General features: G+C 70.3%; 10 protein-coding genes. 8 read left to right on the forward strand and 2 right to left on the reverse strand.

Annotation, left to right across the window (positions count from 1 at the left end):
• Positions 1–230: 230 nt before the first annotated feature.
• The 6 genes from H9I49_RS11075 (at position 231) to H9I49_RS11100 (ending at position 7,357) form a co-directional block, all read left to right on the forward strand.
• Positions 231–1,223: an ABC transporter permease gene (locus H9I49_RS11075; RefSeq protein WP_188030370.1), complete on the forward strand. Its 993-nt coding sequence runs from the start codon at positions 231–233 to the stop codon at positions 1,221–1,223.
• A 46-nt stretch (positions 1,224–1,269) separates the two neighbouring features.
• Positions 1,270–3,051: an ABC transporter substrate-binding protein gene (locus H9I49_RS11080; RefSeq protein ID WP_188030371.1), complete on the forward strand. Its 1,782-nt coding sequence runs from the start codon at positions 1,270–1,272 to the stop codon at positions 3,049–3,051.
• 114 nt (positions 3,052–3,165) lie between these two features.
• Positions 3,166–4,179, forward strand: a complete 1,014-nt coding sequence (locus H9I49_RS11085) for an ABC transporter permease (RefSeq protein WP_188030372.1) — start codon at positions 3,166–3,168, stop codon at positions 4,177–4,179.
• Entirely contained in the window at positions 4,176–5,345 is a 1,170-nt protein-coding gene (locus H9I49_RS11090; RefSeq protein WP_188030373.1) for an ABC transporter ATP-binding protein, read from the forward strand. The genes H9I49_RS11085 and H9I49_RS11090 overlap by 4 nt, the downstream gene beginning before the upstream one ends.
• A gap of 70 nt (positions 5,346–5,415) precedes the next feature.
• Positions 5,416–6,558, forward strand: a complete 1,143-nt coding sequence (locus H9I49_RS11095; RefSeq protein ID WP_188030374.1) for a dipeptide ABC transporter ATP-binding protein — start codon at positions 5,416–5,418, stop codon at positions 6,556–6,558.
• Positions 6,559–6,622: 64 nt separating this feature from the next.
• Positions 6,623–7,357, forward strand: coding sequence for a DsbA family oxidoreductase (locus tag H9I49_RS11100; RefSeq protein ID WP_188030375.1), 735 nt, complete (start codon positions 6,623–6,625; stop codon positions 7,355–7,357).
• A gap of 239 nt (positions 7,358–7,596) precedes the next feature.
• Here H9I49_RS11100 and H9I49_RS11105 read toward each other — a convergent pair whose 3' ends face one another.
• Positions 7,597–8,013 carry a hypothetical protein gene (locus tag H9I49_RS11105; RefSeq protein ID WP_188030376.1) on the reverse strand — a complete coding sequence of 139 codons (417 nt, stop codon included), beginning with the start codon at positions 8,011–8,013 and terminating at the stop codon, positions 7,597–7,599.
• A gap of 140 nt (positions 8,014–8,153) precedes the next feature.
• Here H9I49_RS11105 and H9I49_RS11110 point away from each other — a divergent pair, with 140 nt between their 5' ends.
• Both H9I49_RS11110 and H9I49_RS11115 read left to right on the forward strand, forming a co-directional pair.
• Positions 8,154–10,574: a helix-turn-helix domain-containing protein gene (locus H9I49_RS11110; RefSeq protein WP_188030377.1), complete on the forward strand. Its 2,421-nt coding sequence runs from the start codon at positions 8,154–8,156 to the stop codon at positions 10,572–10,574.
• A gap of 330 nt (positions 10,575–10,904) precedes the next feature.
• On the forward strand, positions 10,905–14,024 hold the full coding sequence (locus tag H9I49_RS11115; RefSeq protein ID WP_188030378.1) for a M14 family metallopeptidase: 3,120 nt from the start codon (positions 10,905–10,907) through the stop codon (positions 14,022–14,024).
• 137 nt (positions 14,025–14,161) lie between these two features.
• On the opposite strand, the gene H9I49_RS11120 is transcribed toward H9I49_RS11115, so the two are convergent.
• The gene (locus H9I49_RS11120; protein ID WP_188030379.1) at positions 14,162–14,764 is read right to left on the reverse strand and encodes a hypothetical protein; all 603 of its coding nucleotides are present in this window, start codon (positions 14,762–14,764) and stop codon (positions 14,162–14,164) included.
• Between the last annotated feature and the right edge of the window lie 28 nt (positions 14,765–14,792).

The following is a 14,792-nucleotide window of genomic DNA, read 5'->3' on the forward strand; positions in this document are numbered from 1 at the left end:
ACGACAGCCGTGGCAGACCGCCGCGGGCGGGCAATCTTCCCGTGCCACGCGCAAGGTCGCCGGAAGATATCCAGCGCGTCACGATTCGGCCACGTCGGTTGCTGACCGTGACATGCCGCTGAAAGATGGGGCGCGCGGTCGCGGGGCGGGTAGGTTGCGGCTGCTGGTGAGCATGTTGGAGGGCCGACCCGGTCTCCGGCACCGATCACGACCCGGAGGTGACGGCATCCATGAGCACTCCCCTTGAGCTCGAGCCCGGCGCAACCTCGGCACAGCCCGAGGCGATGCTGGAAGGCGCGGGACGGATCGCGGGGCGCTCACTCGGGCAGATCGCCTGGACCCGCCTCAAGCGTGACAAGGTCGCCCTGACAGGCGGGTTCGTCGTCCTCTTCCTCATCGCCGTGGCGGTGTGCGCCCCGCTCATCGTCGCCCTCCTCGGCCATCCGCCGGACGAGTTCCACCAGCAGCTCGTCAACGCCGACCTCCAGATCCCCACCTCGCCCTTCGGCGGCGTCTCGTGGGACTTCCTCTTCGGCGTCGAGCCGGTCAACGGCCGCGACATCTTCAGCCGAGTGGTCTACGGCTCCCAGATCTCCCTGCTCATCGCCTTCCTCGCGACCCTGCTGTCGGTCGTCATCGGCACCGCCCTCGGCACCATCGCCGGCTACTTCGGCGGTGTCGTCGACACGCTCATCAGCCGGGCGATGGACATCTTCCTGGCGTTCCCGATCCTGCTCTTCTCCCTCGCCCTCGTCGGCGTCGTGCCCAACGAGGCGTTCGGGCTCAAGGGCGAGGCCCTGCGGATCGCGCTCATCGTCTTCATCATCGGCTTCTTCAACTGGCCGTACATCGGTCGCATCGTGCGCGGGCAGACGCTGTCGCTGCGCGAGCGCGAGTTCGTCGACGCGGCACGCAGCCTCGGCGCCACCGCGCCCTACATCCTCATGAAGGAGATGCTGCCCAACCTCATTGCGCCGATCCTCGTCTACGCGACGCTGCTGATCCCGAGCAACATCCTCTTCGAGGCCGCCTTGTCGTTCCTCGGCGTCGGTGTCCAGCCCCCGCGCGCCACGTGGGGCGGCATGCTCAGCGACGCGACGCAGTGGTACCAGATCGACCCGTGGTTCATGATCCCGCCCGGCCTCGCCATCTTCGTGACGGTGCTGGCCTTCAACCTCTTCGGGGACGGCCTCAGGGACGCCCTCGATCCGCGGTCGCGGTAACCTCCGCAGCCCGCATTTCCGCTACACCGAAGGAGTGCAACCACTCATGAAGAACACACGCGTGATGGTGGTCGCTACCGCGGCCGCCCTCGCCCTGGGGTTGTCCGCCTGCGCGGGCAGCCAGACGCCGGGCACGTCGCCCACCGGTGGTGGTGGCGGTGGAGGTGCGGCTCAGCCGGCAGCCAATGCGGCGGCAACTGCGATCTTCAACCCGTCGAGCGAGAAGGGTGGGACGCTCCGGTTCGGCATCTCGAGCGACTGGGACTCCGTCGACACCGGCGACACGTACTACGGCCTCTCGTGGAACCTGCTGCGCAACTACGCCCGCACCCTCGTGGTGTTCAAGTCGGCTCCTGGCCAGGAGGGCACGCAGCTCGTCCCCGACCTCGCCACCTCGCTGGGCAAGCCGAGCGCCGACAACAAGACGTGGACCTACACGTTGCGAGACGGCCTCAAGTACTCGGACGGCACGCCGATCACGAGCAAGGACATCAAGTACGGTGTCGCGCGCCAGCTCGACAAGGACACGTTCCCGAACGGCCCGACGTACTTCAACGACTTCCTCGCCGACGTCCCCGAGGGCTACTCCGTCTACAAGGACAAGAACCTCGACAACCTCAAGTCCATCGAGACGCCCGACGACAAGACGATCGTCTTCAAGCTGAAGACGCCCTTCTCCGGCTTCGACTACCTGGCCCAGCTGCCGGCGACCGCCCCGGTACCGCAGGCCAAGGACACCGGCACGAAGTACAAGGCGACGTACGTCGCCAGCGGCCCGTACAAGTTCTCGGCCTACCAGCCCGGAAAGCGTATCGAGTTCGTGCGCAACGAGAACTACGACCCGGCGACCGACCCCGACAGCGGCCGCAAGGCGCTGCCGGACAAGATCACCGTGGAGATCGGCGTCAACGCGGCCGACCTCGACAACCGCCTCATGTCGGGTGACCTCGACATCGACCTCGCCGGCACCGGTGTCTCGGCCGCCGCGCAGGGCAAGATCCTCGCGGACCCGGCCCTCAAGGCCCGGACCGACAACATCAAGGTCGCACGCTCGAACTACACCCAGATCAACCCGCTCGTCGCGCCGTTCGACAACATCGAGTGCCGCAAGGCCGTCATCCTCGCCTACGACAAGACGGGCTACCAGCGCGCCTACGGTGGCGCCACGGGTGGCGACATCGCGACGAGCCTTCTGCCGCCGGCGATCCCGGGCTACCAGGAGATCGACCCGTTCAACCTGAAGTCCAAGCCGGAAGGTGACGTCGACGCCGCCAAGGCTGCTCTCGCCAAGTGCGGCAAGCCGGACGGCTTCGAGACGAACGTCTCCTACCGCCCGGAGCGCCCGAAGGAGAAGGCGGTCGCCGAGGCCCTGCAGCAGTCCCTCGCCAAGATCGGCATCAAGCTGACGCTGAAGGGCTACCCCGCGGGTGACTACTTCAAGCTGTACGCCGGCAAGCCCGACTTCACGAAGGCCAACAACCTCGGCCTGCTCATCATGAGCTGGGGTTCGGACTGGCCCGACGGCTTCGGCTTCCTCCAGCAGGTCGTCGACAGCCGGGTCATCCGCCCGGCCGGCAACACGAACCTCGGCATCAAGGTGCCGGAGATCGACGCCGCGCTCGACAAGGCGCTGCGGGAGAACGACAAGACGAAGCGTGAGGCGATCTGGGCCGAGATCGACAAGCTCGTCATGGACAATGCCGAGATCCTTCCCGGCATCTGGGCCAAGTCGCTGCTCTTCCGCCCGGAGAACCTGACGAACGTCTTCGTCAACGACGGGTTCAACATGTACGACTACGCGGCCGTGGGCGTCGCCAAGAAGAGCTGACACCGTGGCCTGAGAACCAGGCCACCGGACCACATCCCCGCCACCGAAAGTAGGTGAAGGCGTGAAGGTGGTGGTGGGCCCGACCGGGCTCGCCACCACCTCCGGCCGAGCAACGTGCTGACATACCTCATCCGGCGCCTGATCGGCGCCATCGTGCTGCTCTTCATCGTGTCGGCCGTCGTCTTCGCCATCTTCTTCCTCGTGCCCCGCATCGCCGGGGCGAGCGCCGACGACCTGGCGTCGCGCTACGTCGGCAAGAGCGCCGGCGCCGAGCAGATCCACCAGACGGCGGTACGCCTCGGCTTCACCGACCCGGTCTGGGTGCAGTACGGCCGCTTCGTCAAGGGCATCGTCGCCGGGTCCGACTACGACACCGGGGCGAGCGTCGACCACTGTCCGGCGCCGTGCCTCGGCTACTCGTTCATCACGCAGAACCCGGTGCTGCCGGACCTGCTCGACCGACTACCGGTCACCCTCATCCTCGCGGCCGGCGCAGCGTTGCTGTGGCTCGTCGGCGGCGTCGCGACGGGCGTCGTGTCCGCGCTGAGACGCGGCAGCGCCCTCGACCGCAGCCTCATGGGCGTCGCCCTGGCGGGCGTCTCCCTCCCGATCTTCTTCACGGGCCTGCTGTCGTTGTCGATCTTCAGCTACGGCCTCAAGTGGACGTATGCCGGTGGGTCGAGCCCGCTCGACGCGTCGGGCCCCCTCGACCTCGTGCATCGCATGCTCCTGCCGTGGATCACCCTCGCATTCCTCTATGCCGCGGCCTACGCGCGCCTCACCCGCGCGGGCATGCTGGAGACCATGGGCGAGGACTACATCCGCACCGCGCGCGCCAAGGGCCTCAAGGAGCGAGACGTCGTCGTCAAGCACGGTCTGCGGGCGGCCCTGACCCCGATCCTCACGATCTTCGGCCTCGACCTCGGCCTGCTCCTCGGCGGCGCCATCCTCACCGAGACGACGTTCTCGCTGCCGGGCATCGGTCAGTACGCCGTGCAGGCCATCACGAACAACGACCTTCCCAAGGTGCTCGGGGTGACCCTCCTCGGAGCCATCTTCATCATCGTGGCCAACCTCGTCGTTGACCTCCTGTACGCCGTCGTCGACCCGAGAGTCCGCACCTCATGACCCAGTCCACGCAACCGCCCGCCGCCGGGTCCGCCGACTCGCCCACCAACGCGTCCACGGACGCGGCGGCCAAGACGCGACGCCGCAGGGGCCCCAAGGCCTCCGTCAACGCCCTCGACGGCATCGGCGGGCTCGGGGCACCGGCGCCCGAGGCGTTCCTGTCCGTGCGTGACCTCCGGGTCCACTTCCCCACCGACGACGGCATCGTCAAGTCGGTCGACGGCCTGTCGTTCGACCTCGCGCGCGGCAAGACCCTCGGGATCGTCGGCGAGTCCGGCTCCGGCAAGAGCGTCACGAGCATGTCGATCATGGGCCTGCACAAGCCGGGCACCGTCCGCATGAGCGGGTCGATCCGGCTCGGCGGGGAGGAGCTCGTCGGCGCGAGCCCCGAGTCGGTGCGCGCTCTGCGCGGCAAGCGCATGGCGATGATCTTCCAGGACCCGCTCTCGGCGATGCACCCGTTCTACACGGTGGGCCACCAGATCATCGAGGCCTACAAGGTGCACCACCACGTCAGCACGTCCGTCGCGAGGAAGCACGCGGTCAACATGCTCGACCGCGTCGGCATCCCCCAGCCGAAGAGCCGCATCGACGACTACCCGCACCAGTTCTCGGGCGGCATGCGCCAGCGCGCGATGATCGCCATGGCCCTGTCGTGCGACCCCGACCTCCTCATCGCCGACGAGCCGACGACCGCCCTCGACGTCACGGTGCAGGCGCAGATCCTCGACCTCATCCGTGACCTGCAGCACGAGTTCAACTCCGCGGTCGTCATCATCACGCACGACCTCGGCGTGGTCGCCGAGCTCTCCGACGACATCATGGTGATGTATGCCGGCCGGTCCGTGGAGTACTCCGCCGCCGAGGACGTCTTCGAGCGGCCGCAGCACCCCTACACGTGGGGCCTGCTCAGCTCGATGCCCCGCCTCGACCGGGTGCGCACCGAGCGGCTGCGGCCGATCGTCGGCACTCCGCCGAGCCTGATCAACGTGCCGTCCGGCTGCCCGTTCCACCCGCGGTGCGCGTACCGCGACCGCAACCATGGCCTGAGCCAGTCGCAGCGTCCGCCCTTCGCCGAGACCGTTCCGGGCCACTACTCGGCCTGCCACCTCACCGAGGCGGACCGGAAGACCATCTGGGAGAACGAGATCAGGCCGACGCTGTGACCGGCACCTCGTCCGTCCACGCCGCCCCGTCCGGTCGAGCCTCGCGAGACCTCAGCACAGGAGCCCCATCGTGACCACCACCCGCGTGACGCCCACCGCGTCGAAGCAACTGGGCGAGTCGCTGCTGCAGGTCACCGACCTGACGAAGCACTTTCCCATCCGACGGGGCCTGCTCCAGCGCCAGGTCGGCGCGGTGCAGGCCGTCGACGGCCTGACCTTCGACGTCACCCGCGGCGAGACGCTCTCGCTCGTCGGCGAGTCGGGATGCGGCAAGACGACGACCGGTCGCATGCTGACGCGGTTGCTCGAGCCGACCGCCGGCTCGATCCTGCTCGAGGGCGAGGACATCACGCACTGGTCGGCCGGGAAGCTGCGTCCGCTCCGCCGCGACGTCCAGATGATCTTCCAGGACCCGTACGGCTCGCTCAACCCGAGGCACACCGTCGGCACCATCGTCGGGGCGCCCTACCGCTTGCAGAACATCAAGACCGAGAAGGGCATCAAGCGAGAGGTCCAGGACGTCCTGGAGCTCGTCGGGCTCAACCCCGAGCACTACAACCGGTACCCGCACGAGTTCTCCGGCGGCCAGCGTCAACGCATCGGCATCGCCCGGTCGCTGGCCCTCAAGCCGAAGCTCATCGTGGCCGACGAGCCGGTCTCGGCCCTCGACGTGTCGATCCAGGCCCAGGTCATCAACCTGCTGGAGGACCTCCAGGACGAGCTCGGCCTGACGTACGTCGTCATCGCCCACGACCTCTCGGTCGTGCGGCACATGTCCGACCGGGTGGCCGTCATGTACCTCGGCAAGCTCGTCGAGATCGCCGACCGTGACGAGCTCTACACCCGGCCGATGCACCCGTACACGACCGCGCTCCTGTCGGCCGTGCCGATCCCCGACACGCAGCGACGCACGAAGCGCGAGCGCATCCGGCTCGAGGGCGACGTCCCGAGCCCGGTCAACCCGCCGCCGGCGTGCCGTTTCCACACGCGGTGCTGGAAGGCGCAGGAGATCTGCCGGACCCAGGAGCCGCCGCTCGTGGAGCTGGCGCCACGGCACCAGGTCGCCTGTCACTTCCCCGAGAACCTCGACGTGCCCCCTCCCGTGCCGGACGCCCCGCTCGGCGACGTCGTGCCCGACGACGCGCCCACGGCTGGCACGCCGGCGCCGGCCGACGACACGGCATACGACAACGGGTCGACCGAGCGCCCCTGAGCCCTGCGCAGCAACACCGCCCGGCCGAGGGAAGCAAACGCCGACCGAGATGGTTGAGCGTTGCATGAAGGTCGAGATCTGGTCTGACATCGCCTGCCCGTGGTGCTACATCGGCAAGCGCCGTTTCGAGAAGGCACTCGCCGCGTTCCCGCACCGTGACGAGGTCGCGGTGCACTGGCGCAGCTACCAGCTCGACCCCACGCTGCCGGACCACCACGACGGCACGGAGCTCGACTACCTCGTGCAGCGAAAGGGTCTGTCGCGCCCGCAGGTCAGCCAGATGTTCGACCAGGTGACGGCCATCGCCGCGCAGGAGGGCCTGCGCTACGACTTCGGCTCCGTCGTCGTGGCCAACAGCTTCGCGGGCCACGAGCTGCTCCACCTCGCCAAGGCCCGCGGTGTCGGGGACGCCGTCAAGGAGGCGCTGCTGTCGGCGCACTTCGAGCACGGCGAGGACATCGGCGACCGCGCCGTCCTCGTCCGCATCGGCACGGAGGCCGGCCTCGACGCAGGCGAGATCGAGCGCGACCTCGACGCACACACGTGGCGCGACGCCGTCGTCGCCGACGTCACGGCGGCCCACCAGCTCGGCATCCGCGGCGTACCGTTCTTCGTCCTCGACGAGAAGTACGGCGTCTCCGGCGCCCAACCCACGGAGCTGTTCGCGCAGGCCCTCGAGCAGGCCTGGCGCGAGTCCCACCCGCTCGTCATGGTCCAGGCGGCTGCGGCCCCCGGCACCACCGGCACCACCACAGACGCGGGTGCTGGCGCGTGCGGGCCCGACGGCTGCGCCATCTGAGCCTCGGGGCCCGAGCCGCCCGGACCGACCCGAGGCTCAGGCCGACCCACCCGCAGGCGCATGGCGGGTGGCGGGTGGCGGGTCGCGGACCGCGACCGGCAGCAACGGCGACGCCCGGACCCCTGGGCGTCGCCGTCGTACTCCCTCCCCCTGTGTGGCCCCCACCACCGTACGGGCCCGCGCCACGACGCGGGCCGGTCGAGCTCCCGGCGTCGGCCCCGCTCGAGGCCGGGACCTGGTCAGGACGCCTGAGCCGCGAAGAAGATCCCGACGATGGCGTCGCCGTAGGCGACGAAGAAGTGGTCGACGCCCTTGCCGTCGGCCGACTGCGAGCCGACCTCCTCGAGCTCGCCCACGGACTTCGGGATCGTGAACTTCTCGAAGACGGTGAAGCTGAGCGGCACGCCCTGCTCCTTCGTCATCGCGAGGGCCGTCTCCACCTGAGCGTCGGTGAGCGGTTCGCCACCGAGGAAGAGGTGGCCGCTGCGGTAGAGCTCCTCGATCTGCAGCGTGTACCAGTTGGCGGAGTTGCTGGCGCCGGCGTTGCCCTGTGCCGAGCGGTTGGCGATGAAGCACTCGTGGGCCGACGCGGCACCGGCTCCGGCGGCCACGAGGGCCGTCGTGAGGGCGAGCGTGGCTGCTGTCCTGCGGAACATGCGTGTCCTTCTGGGTTCATGGCGCATCGGGGTGATCGCGCCGCTGGCCAGAAGAGTGCCGTCTGCCCGGTCGCCGGACCACGGACGGCGATCGCACGATTCCGACTGTACGAGCACTGTGCGAGTCCTAGACTCCCCGCGTGGCGGCCCTCGAACCACCCCACCCGCACGGCTCCTCGCGCACGCGGGAGCCGTTCGCCGACGTGCTGCGCCGATTTCGGGAGGCGGCCGGGTGGACCCAGGAGGAGCTCGCCGAACGTGCTGGCCTGACCTCGCACGGCATCAGTGCGCTCGAGCGGGGCCTGCGCTCGCGGCCCTACCCGCACACCGTGCGCTCGCTCGCGACCGCGCTCGCTCTGGGCCAGGAGGACCGGCAGACGCTCATGGCGGCGGTCCCGCCGCGCCACCGCACACCGCATACCGCTGATGTCACCGGCATCGTCGCGACCGGTAGTGGAGCGCTGGCGGCTGCTGGCGTCGGGTCCTCCGCCAGGGGCCTGCCCGCCGACCTGACCCCGCTCGTGGGTCGGTCGGGCGACGTCGCAGCCGTGCTCGGGCTCCTGCGGTCGCCGGGCGTCCGGCTCGTCACGCTCACCGGTACGGGAGGTGTGGGCAAGACTCGGCTCGCGACGGCCGTCGCCCGGGCCGCGCGTCACGACCACTCCGGCGGCGTCGCCGTCGTGCATCTGGCAGCCGTCGAGGACGAGGCGCTCATCCTGCCGACCATCGGGCGGGCCCTTGGGCTGCACGCCGTCGAGGGGTCCGACGAGACCGTCCTCACGGCGTTGCGCAGGCGCGACCTGCTGCTCCTGCTCGACAACCTCGAACAGCTCCGCGCGGCAGGGGTCGTCGTCGCCCGGCTGCTCGAGGAGTGCGACGGGGTCCGCGTGCTGGCGACGAGCCGGGCGGCGCTGCGCGTCCGTGGCGAGTCGGAGTATGCCGTCCAGCCCCTCGCCCTTCCCACCGGCCGTGAGGGGATGCCGGAGGTGGAGGCGGCGCCCGCGAGCCGCCTGCTGCTCAGTCGGGCGCGCGCGGTCGCCCCAGGCTTCGCCTCGAGTCCGGACGACGCGCGAGCCGTCGCGGCTCTGTCACGGCGACTGGCCGGCATACCCCTGGCCATCGAGCTGGCCGCCGCCCGGGCACGCCTGCTCTCGCCACTGCTGCTCCTCGACCGGCTGGACGACGCCCTCGACCGTGAAGGGGCGGCCGACCTGCCCGAGCGCCAGCGCACGATGCGCGCCACCCTCGACTGGAGCTACCGGCTCCTCGGCGAGCCCGAGAGGGCGCTCTACCGCCGGCTGGCGGTCTTCACGGGCGGGGCCTCGATCGACGCGGTCGAGCAGGTGGCCGGCGACCTGGGCGACGCGCTGACCCTGCTCGAGCGACTCGTCGAGCACTCGCTCGTGCGGGTGACGACCCTCGCAGACGGCACGGTCCGGCACTCGGTGCTCGAGCCGGTGCACCAGCACGCGGCCTCCCTCCTCGAGCCGGCGGAGGGACGGCTCGCTCGCGCCTGGCATGCCGAGGTCTACCGCGCCCGCGCGCACGAGGCCGCCCCGTCCTACGAGGGCGCTGAGCAGGTGGTCTGGCTCGATCGCTCCGAACGAGACGCGGGCAACCTCGCCGCGGCGGTCGACCACTTCCTCGCGCAGGGCGACGGGGAACGCGCCGGACAGATGGTCTGGGACCTCTGGCTCTTCTGGTGGCTGCGCGGCCACCTGCGTCAGGGTCGACGTCTCGCAGAGGCGGCCATCACCCTCGGCATGACGGCGCCGACTCGGGTGCGTGCGACCCTGACAGCGGCCTCGATGGCCTTCGCGCAGGGCGACATCGACGCGAGCGCCCGGCGCTGGGCGGAGGCCCGCCGGATCGCGAGCGACTCCGGGGACCGGCTCGGTCAGGCGTTCGCCGAGGCGGGCGAAGGACTCGCCGCGCTGGCTTCGGGCCAGGTGGCCACGGCGCAGTCGCACTTCCTTCGGGTCGTCGACGCGGTCGACCACGACGACCCCGCCGCCGACTGGATCCTCGGCCTCACCCAGGTCTGGCTCGGCACCGTCCACCTCCTCCGCGATGAGCCGCAGGCCGCCGTCGAGCGCTGCGAGCAGGGTCTCTCCCTCGCCCGGCGACGCGGTGACCGCCTCACGACCTACGTCGCCCTCTACGGGCTCGTCCAGGCCGCGCTCGCGCTCGGTCAGCAGGAGGAGGCGAGAGAGCTGCTCGTCGAGGGCATCGAGCTCTCGGACGAGACGGGCGACCTCGCCAACCTGTCGTTCTTCCTCGAGAGCCTCGCCGTCGTGGAGGGCTCGCGGGGTCGCCACGTCCGCGCGGCGCGCCTGCTCGGGGCCTCGACGGCGATGCGCGACCGGGTCGGCTCCGCCGTCTACGGCTACTACCTGCCCGACCCGGCCCTCCGCACCGCGACAGAGCAAGAGGCCCGCGGGTCGCTCGGACCCGATGCCCTCGCGGCCGAGCTGGCCCACGGCCGTTCGCTCACGGCCGACGAGGCGGTCGCCCTGGCGGTCGGCGACCGTCACGACACCGCCACCGAACGCACCGGCTGAACGCGCTCTCCGCCGCAGCGCCCATCCGCGACGCAAGGAGAGGCGCCACTCGCTCGGGGGTTCGAGTGGCGCCTCTTCTCCTGCACCATCGCCGGATGCCGCCTCCGCGTTACACATCGCGGGCAGACGAGCTTGCACAGCGGAGCCGGACACCGCGTCTGACGGCGTCCTGCCCGACCCGGGCCGGGGGGAGAAAACGAACAGTCGGGACACCGCGACACAGATGGGGACGCCTGTGCCACACCGATCCCGACGGGCCATTGCCGCCCCCCGGACGCGGTGGGACGGTGGGGTGATCCAACTCACACACCCGTCACACGGAGGACGTCCATGAGACCTCCACGCGCGCTCACCATCGCCGTCGCCGCGGCGGCAGTCGTCGCGGCTCTCCTCGTGGCAGTTCCGTCCCAGGCCGCGCCGAACGCGGGGTCCGTGGACCGAGGCCACATCGACGCCTACTCGGCGACCGTGACCCCCGAGCAGCGCTCGCAGCTCGCCCGTCTCGGCCACGACCTCAGCGAGCAGGGGCGCTCCACCGGCACCGTCAGCCTCTACCTCACACCCGGGCAGGCCGACCAGCTCCGCAAGCTCGGCATCAACCCCCAGCTCACGAAGGTCAAGGGCGGCAAGACCGTCCGCGAGTTCGCTGCCGAGCAGGCCGCCAACGGCTTCACCGTGTGGCGGTCCTACGACGAGCCGGGCGGCATCCGCGCGCAGCTGTATGCCGCGGCAGCCGCGAACCCGTCGGTCGCCAAGCTCGTCACGATCGGCAAGACCGTGCAGGGCCGCGAGATCCTCGCCCTCAAGCTCACCCAGGGCGCGCCCGGCGTGGCAGACGGCAGCCGGCCCGCCGTGCTCTACAGCTCGACGCAGCACGCCCGCGAGTGGATCTCGACCGAGGTCAACCGCCGACTCATGAAGTGGTACCTCGACAAGTGGAGGGCCAACGACCCCGGGGTCAAGGCCCTGCTCCAGACCACCGAGCTGTGGTTCGTCCTCGTCGCCAACCCCGACGGCTACCAGTACACGTTCGACCACGAGCGCCTGTGGCGGAAGACGTTGCGGGACAACAACGGTGACGGCCAGATCACCGTCGGCGACGGTGTCGACCCGAACCGCAACTGGCCGAACCACTGGGGCTACGACAACGAGGGCTCGTCCGACATCACGTCGAGCGAGACCTACCGCGGCACCGGCCCGGTGTCCGAGCCCGAGACGGCGGCGCTCAAGGGGCTGCTCGACCGGATCGGTTTCGCCTTCCAGGTCAACTGGCACTCCGCCGGCCAGTGGCTGCTCTACGCCGAGGGCTGGCAGATCGCCACCCCGACCGCGGACGACCCGATCTACTACGCCATGTCCGGCAACCTCGACAAGCCGGCGATCGAGGACTTCCACCCCGGACTCAGCTCCGACGTCCTCTACGTCACGAACGGCGAGACGACGGACTACGCGCACGCCGTGACCGACGCCCTGGCGTGGACGCCGGAGCTCTCGGAGGGCTGCGCGGGCTGCGGGTTCGTCTTCCCCGATGACGAGGCGCTCGTGCAGAAGGAGTTCCTCCGCAACCTGCCGTTCGCCGACTCCGTGGCGCGATCGGCTCTCGACCCGGACGACCCGGTGTCCGTCGTCGGGCTCGACACCGAGCCCTTCTACGTCGACAGCGCCGACCCGTACAAGCGCGGCATCCCTGGCACGCAGCTGAGCTTCGCCTACTCCTACGGAGATCCCCAACCCGTTGCCGTCAACGCCAAGCGAAGCCTCGGGGCCGTGACCGTGAAGTACCGCATCAACGGCGGCCCGGTGAAGTCGGCCACCACCGCGGAATGGGCCGGGGGCGAGACGTACACGCCGGCGTCGGTGTACTACCACCAGATGCGCGGACAGGTGAAGGGCACGAGTCCCGGCGACTCGGTCCAGGTCTGGTTCGAGGGCGGCGGCGAGGTGAGCCCGTCGTTCACGTACCGCGCCGTCTCCGAGAGCAGCGACCGCGTGCTCGTCGTGGCGGCCGAGGACTACACCGGCGCATCGCCGGTGCAGAGCACCAGCGGTCCGCACTACGCGAGCTACTACACCGCGGCGCTCACGGCCAACGGCATCGCCTCGGATCTCTACGACATCGACGCCCGTGGCCGTACGGCACCCGACGCGCTGGGCGTGCTGAGCCACTACGACAGCGTCGTGATGGAGACCGGTGACGACGTCATCACGCGGCGCGCCGGGTGGGGTCCCGGGAACGCCGACCGTCTGGCGCTGGACGAGCTGCTCGAGCTGCGCGCCTACCTCAACGAGGGCGGCACGGTGCTGTATGCCGGCGACTTCGCCGGCCAGCAGTACGCCAGCAGCATCACCGAGCAGCTCTACGACCCGCAGGGCGAGATCCAGTGCGACACGGCCCCTGCGCCGAACGTCGATCCACGTCGCTGCCTTTTCCTCTCAGGCTCCGGCGACGGGACGAACGACGTGCTGCAGTACTCGTTCGGCGCCTACCTCATGGTGTCCGAGGACGGCCTCGACGAGCGCGGCCGGGCCTTCGACTCGGTCGGCATCGACACGCCCCTCACCGGCCTCACGTGGGGCCTCAACGGCGGCCAGAGCGCGAAGAACCAGGACATCACCGCCTCGTTCCTCGCGACGAGCGGCATCCTGCCGCTGTCGGACTTCCCGCAGTTCGAGAGCTGGCCGTCGTCACGCTGGGTGAAGCCCGGCGGGCCCTTCGAGCCGCACACCGGCACGCAGTACGTCTACTCGCAGATCGCGGACGTCACGTACAAGCGGCTGACTCGGCAAGTCGCGGTGCCCGCAGGCGGAGGCTCCCTCTCGTTCTGGTCGTCGTACGACACCGAGCAGGCTTGGGACCACGTGTTCGTCGAGGCCCGCACGCCGGGCGGCGACGACTGGACGACGCTGCCCGACCGCAACGGTCACACGACGACCGCGACCGGCGACAGCTGCCCCGAGGGGTGGCAGGACCTGCACCCGCACCTGGCGCACTACCAGACGTTCGTCGACAACCCCGCTCCCGCGGACGACACCTGCACCTCCACCGGCACGACGGGGTCGTGGAACGCCGCGTCGGGCAGCTCGGGTGGCTGGGTGCAGTGGAACGTCGACCTGTCAGCGTGGCAGGGCAGGACCGTCGAGATCTCGATCGCGTACGCCAGCGACTGGGCCGTGCAGGGCGTCGGCGCCTTCGTCGACGACGTCACCTACCCGAACGGGACGACGGAGTCGTTCGAGACGGGGCTCGGAGGTTGGGTCGCCGGGCCCGCTCCCGCCGGCAGTGCCGGCAACGCCAACACGTGGGTGCGCACCGACGCCAGCGGGTTCAAGGTCGGCAACTCGGTCACGACTCCAGACACCGTGATCCTCGGCTTCGGGCTGGAGGGGGTGACGACCTCGGCCAAGCGCACCGCACTGATGGGTGCCGTCATGAGTCACCTGCTGCAGTGAGGCGACCCGGCCGCCGACACGAGAGCTGACAAGGGAGAGGCGCCACCCGATCGGGTCCGGGCGGCGCCTCTTCTACACGCAGCATCCGCTGAGGGTGCCGCGACGTTAGAGGCACCCGCGGCCTGCCGGGAGCAGGATCACACGGACGGGCGGCTGCCGACGGCGTCGAGGAGCGCCGCGTACGACGCCACGAGGGCCCGGCGCTCGGCGGCGAGGAGGGGGTCGTAGCGATCGCAGCCGTTGCGCACCCACCGGTCCGACAGGTCCATCGCCTCGACGCGCCACGCCGCCGCCGGGCGAACGTCCTCTGGGCCGGCCGTGTAGACGTACGCGTAGAGGTCGACGAGCGCGCCGACGAGGTCGTCGGTCGTGACGTCACCGTCGTGCTGGTGCTCGCGGTGCACGCGCCACCACTCGACCTCGAGCGCGGCGGCGCGCGCGGGATCGAGAGCGAGCGAGCCCTCCCTCGCGACGAGCGAGTAGAAGCGTCGCATCAGCTCGCGGGACCGGACCGGGTCGTTCTCGGGGTAGGGCGCCCATGCCTGGTTCGCTCGCAGGACGAGCCAGGCCCCGCGCAGGGTGTCGCGCCGACGCATGCCGAAGCCGGCAGCCACCATGCCCACCGAGGCCCGCAGGAAGTCCACCCATTCGTGCCGGTAGTAGGCCGCCCAGGCCTCAGTCTCGCGGTGCCCCACCTCGACCGCGTCGAAGGACCGTGGCCCGTGCGTCCGTGCTCCCATCCGGCCTCCTCGACCAGGCGCCTCGCAT

Origin of the sequence: Terrabacter sp. MAHUQ-38 (assembly GCF_014518425.1) — a bacterium.
In the GTDB taxonomy this organism is placed as follows: Bacteria; Actinomycetota; Actinomycetes; order Actinomycetales; family Dermatophilaceae; genus Terrabacter.

Excerpts from the sequence above, each read along its gene's own strand:
- H9I49_RS11075 (WP_188030370.1), top strand. The coding sequence starts at position 231 with ATGAGCACTCCCCTTGAGCTCGAGCCCGGCGCAACCTCGGCACAGCCC.
- H9I49_RS11080 (WP_188030371.1), top strand. The coding sequence starts at position 1,270 with ATGAAGAACACACGCGTGATGGTGGTCGCTACCGCGGCCGCCCTCGCC.
- H9I49_RS11090 (WP_188030373.1), top strand. The coding sequence starts at position 4,176 with ATGACCCAGTCCACGCAACCGCCCGCCGCCGGGTCCGCCGACTCGCCC.
- H9I49_RS11100 (WP_188030375.1), top strand. The coding sequence starts at position 6,623 with ATGAAGGTCGAGATCTGGTCTGACATCGCCTGCCCGTGGTGCTACATC.
- H9I49_RS11105 (WP_188030376.1), bottom strand. The coding sequence starts at position 8,013 with ATGTTCCGCAGGACAGCAGCCACGCTCGCCCTCACGACGGCCCTCGTG.
- H9I49_RS11115 (WP_188030378.1), top strand. The coding sequence starts at position 10,905 with ATGAGACCTCCACGCGCGCTCACCATCGCCGTCGCCGCGGCGGCAGTC.
- H9I49_RS11120 (WP_188030379.1), bottom strand. The coding sequence starts at position 14,764 with ATGGGAGCACGGACGCACGGGCCACGGTCCTTCGACGCGGTCGAGGTG.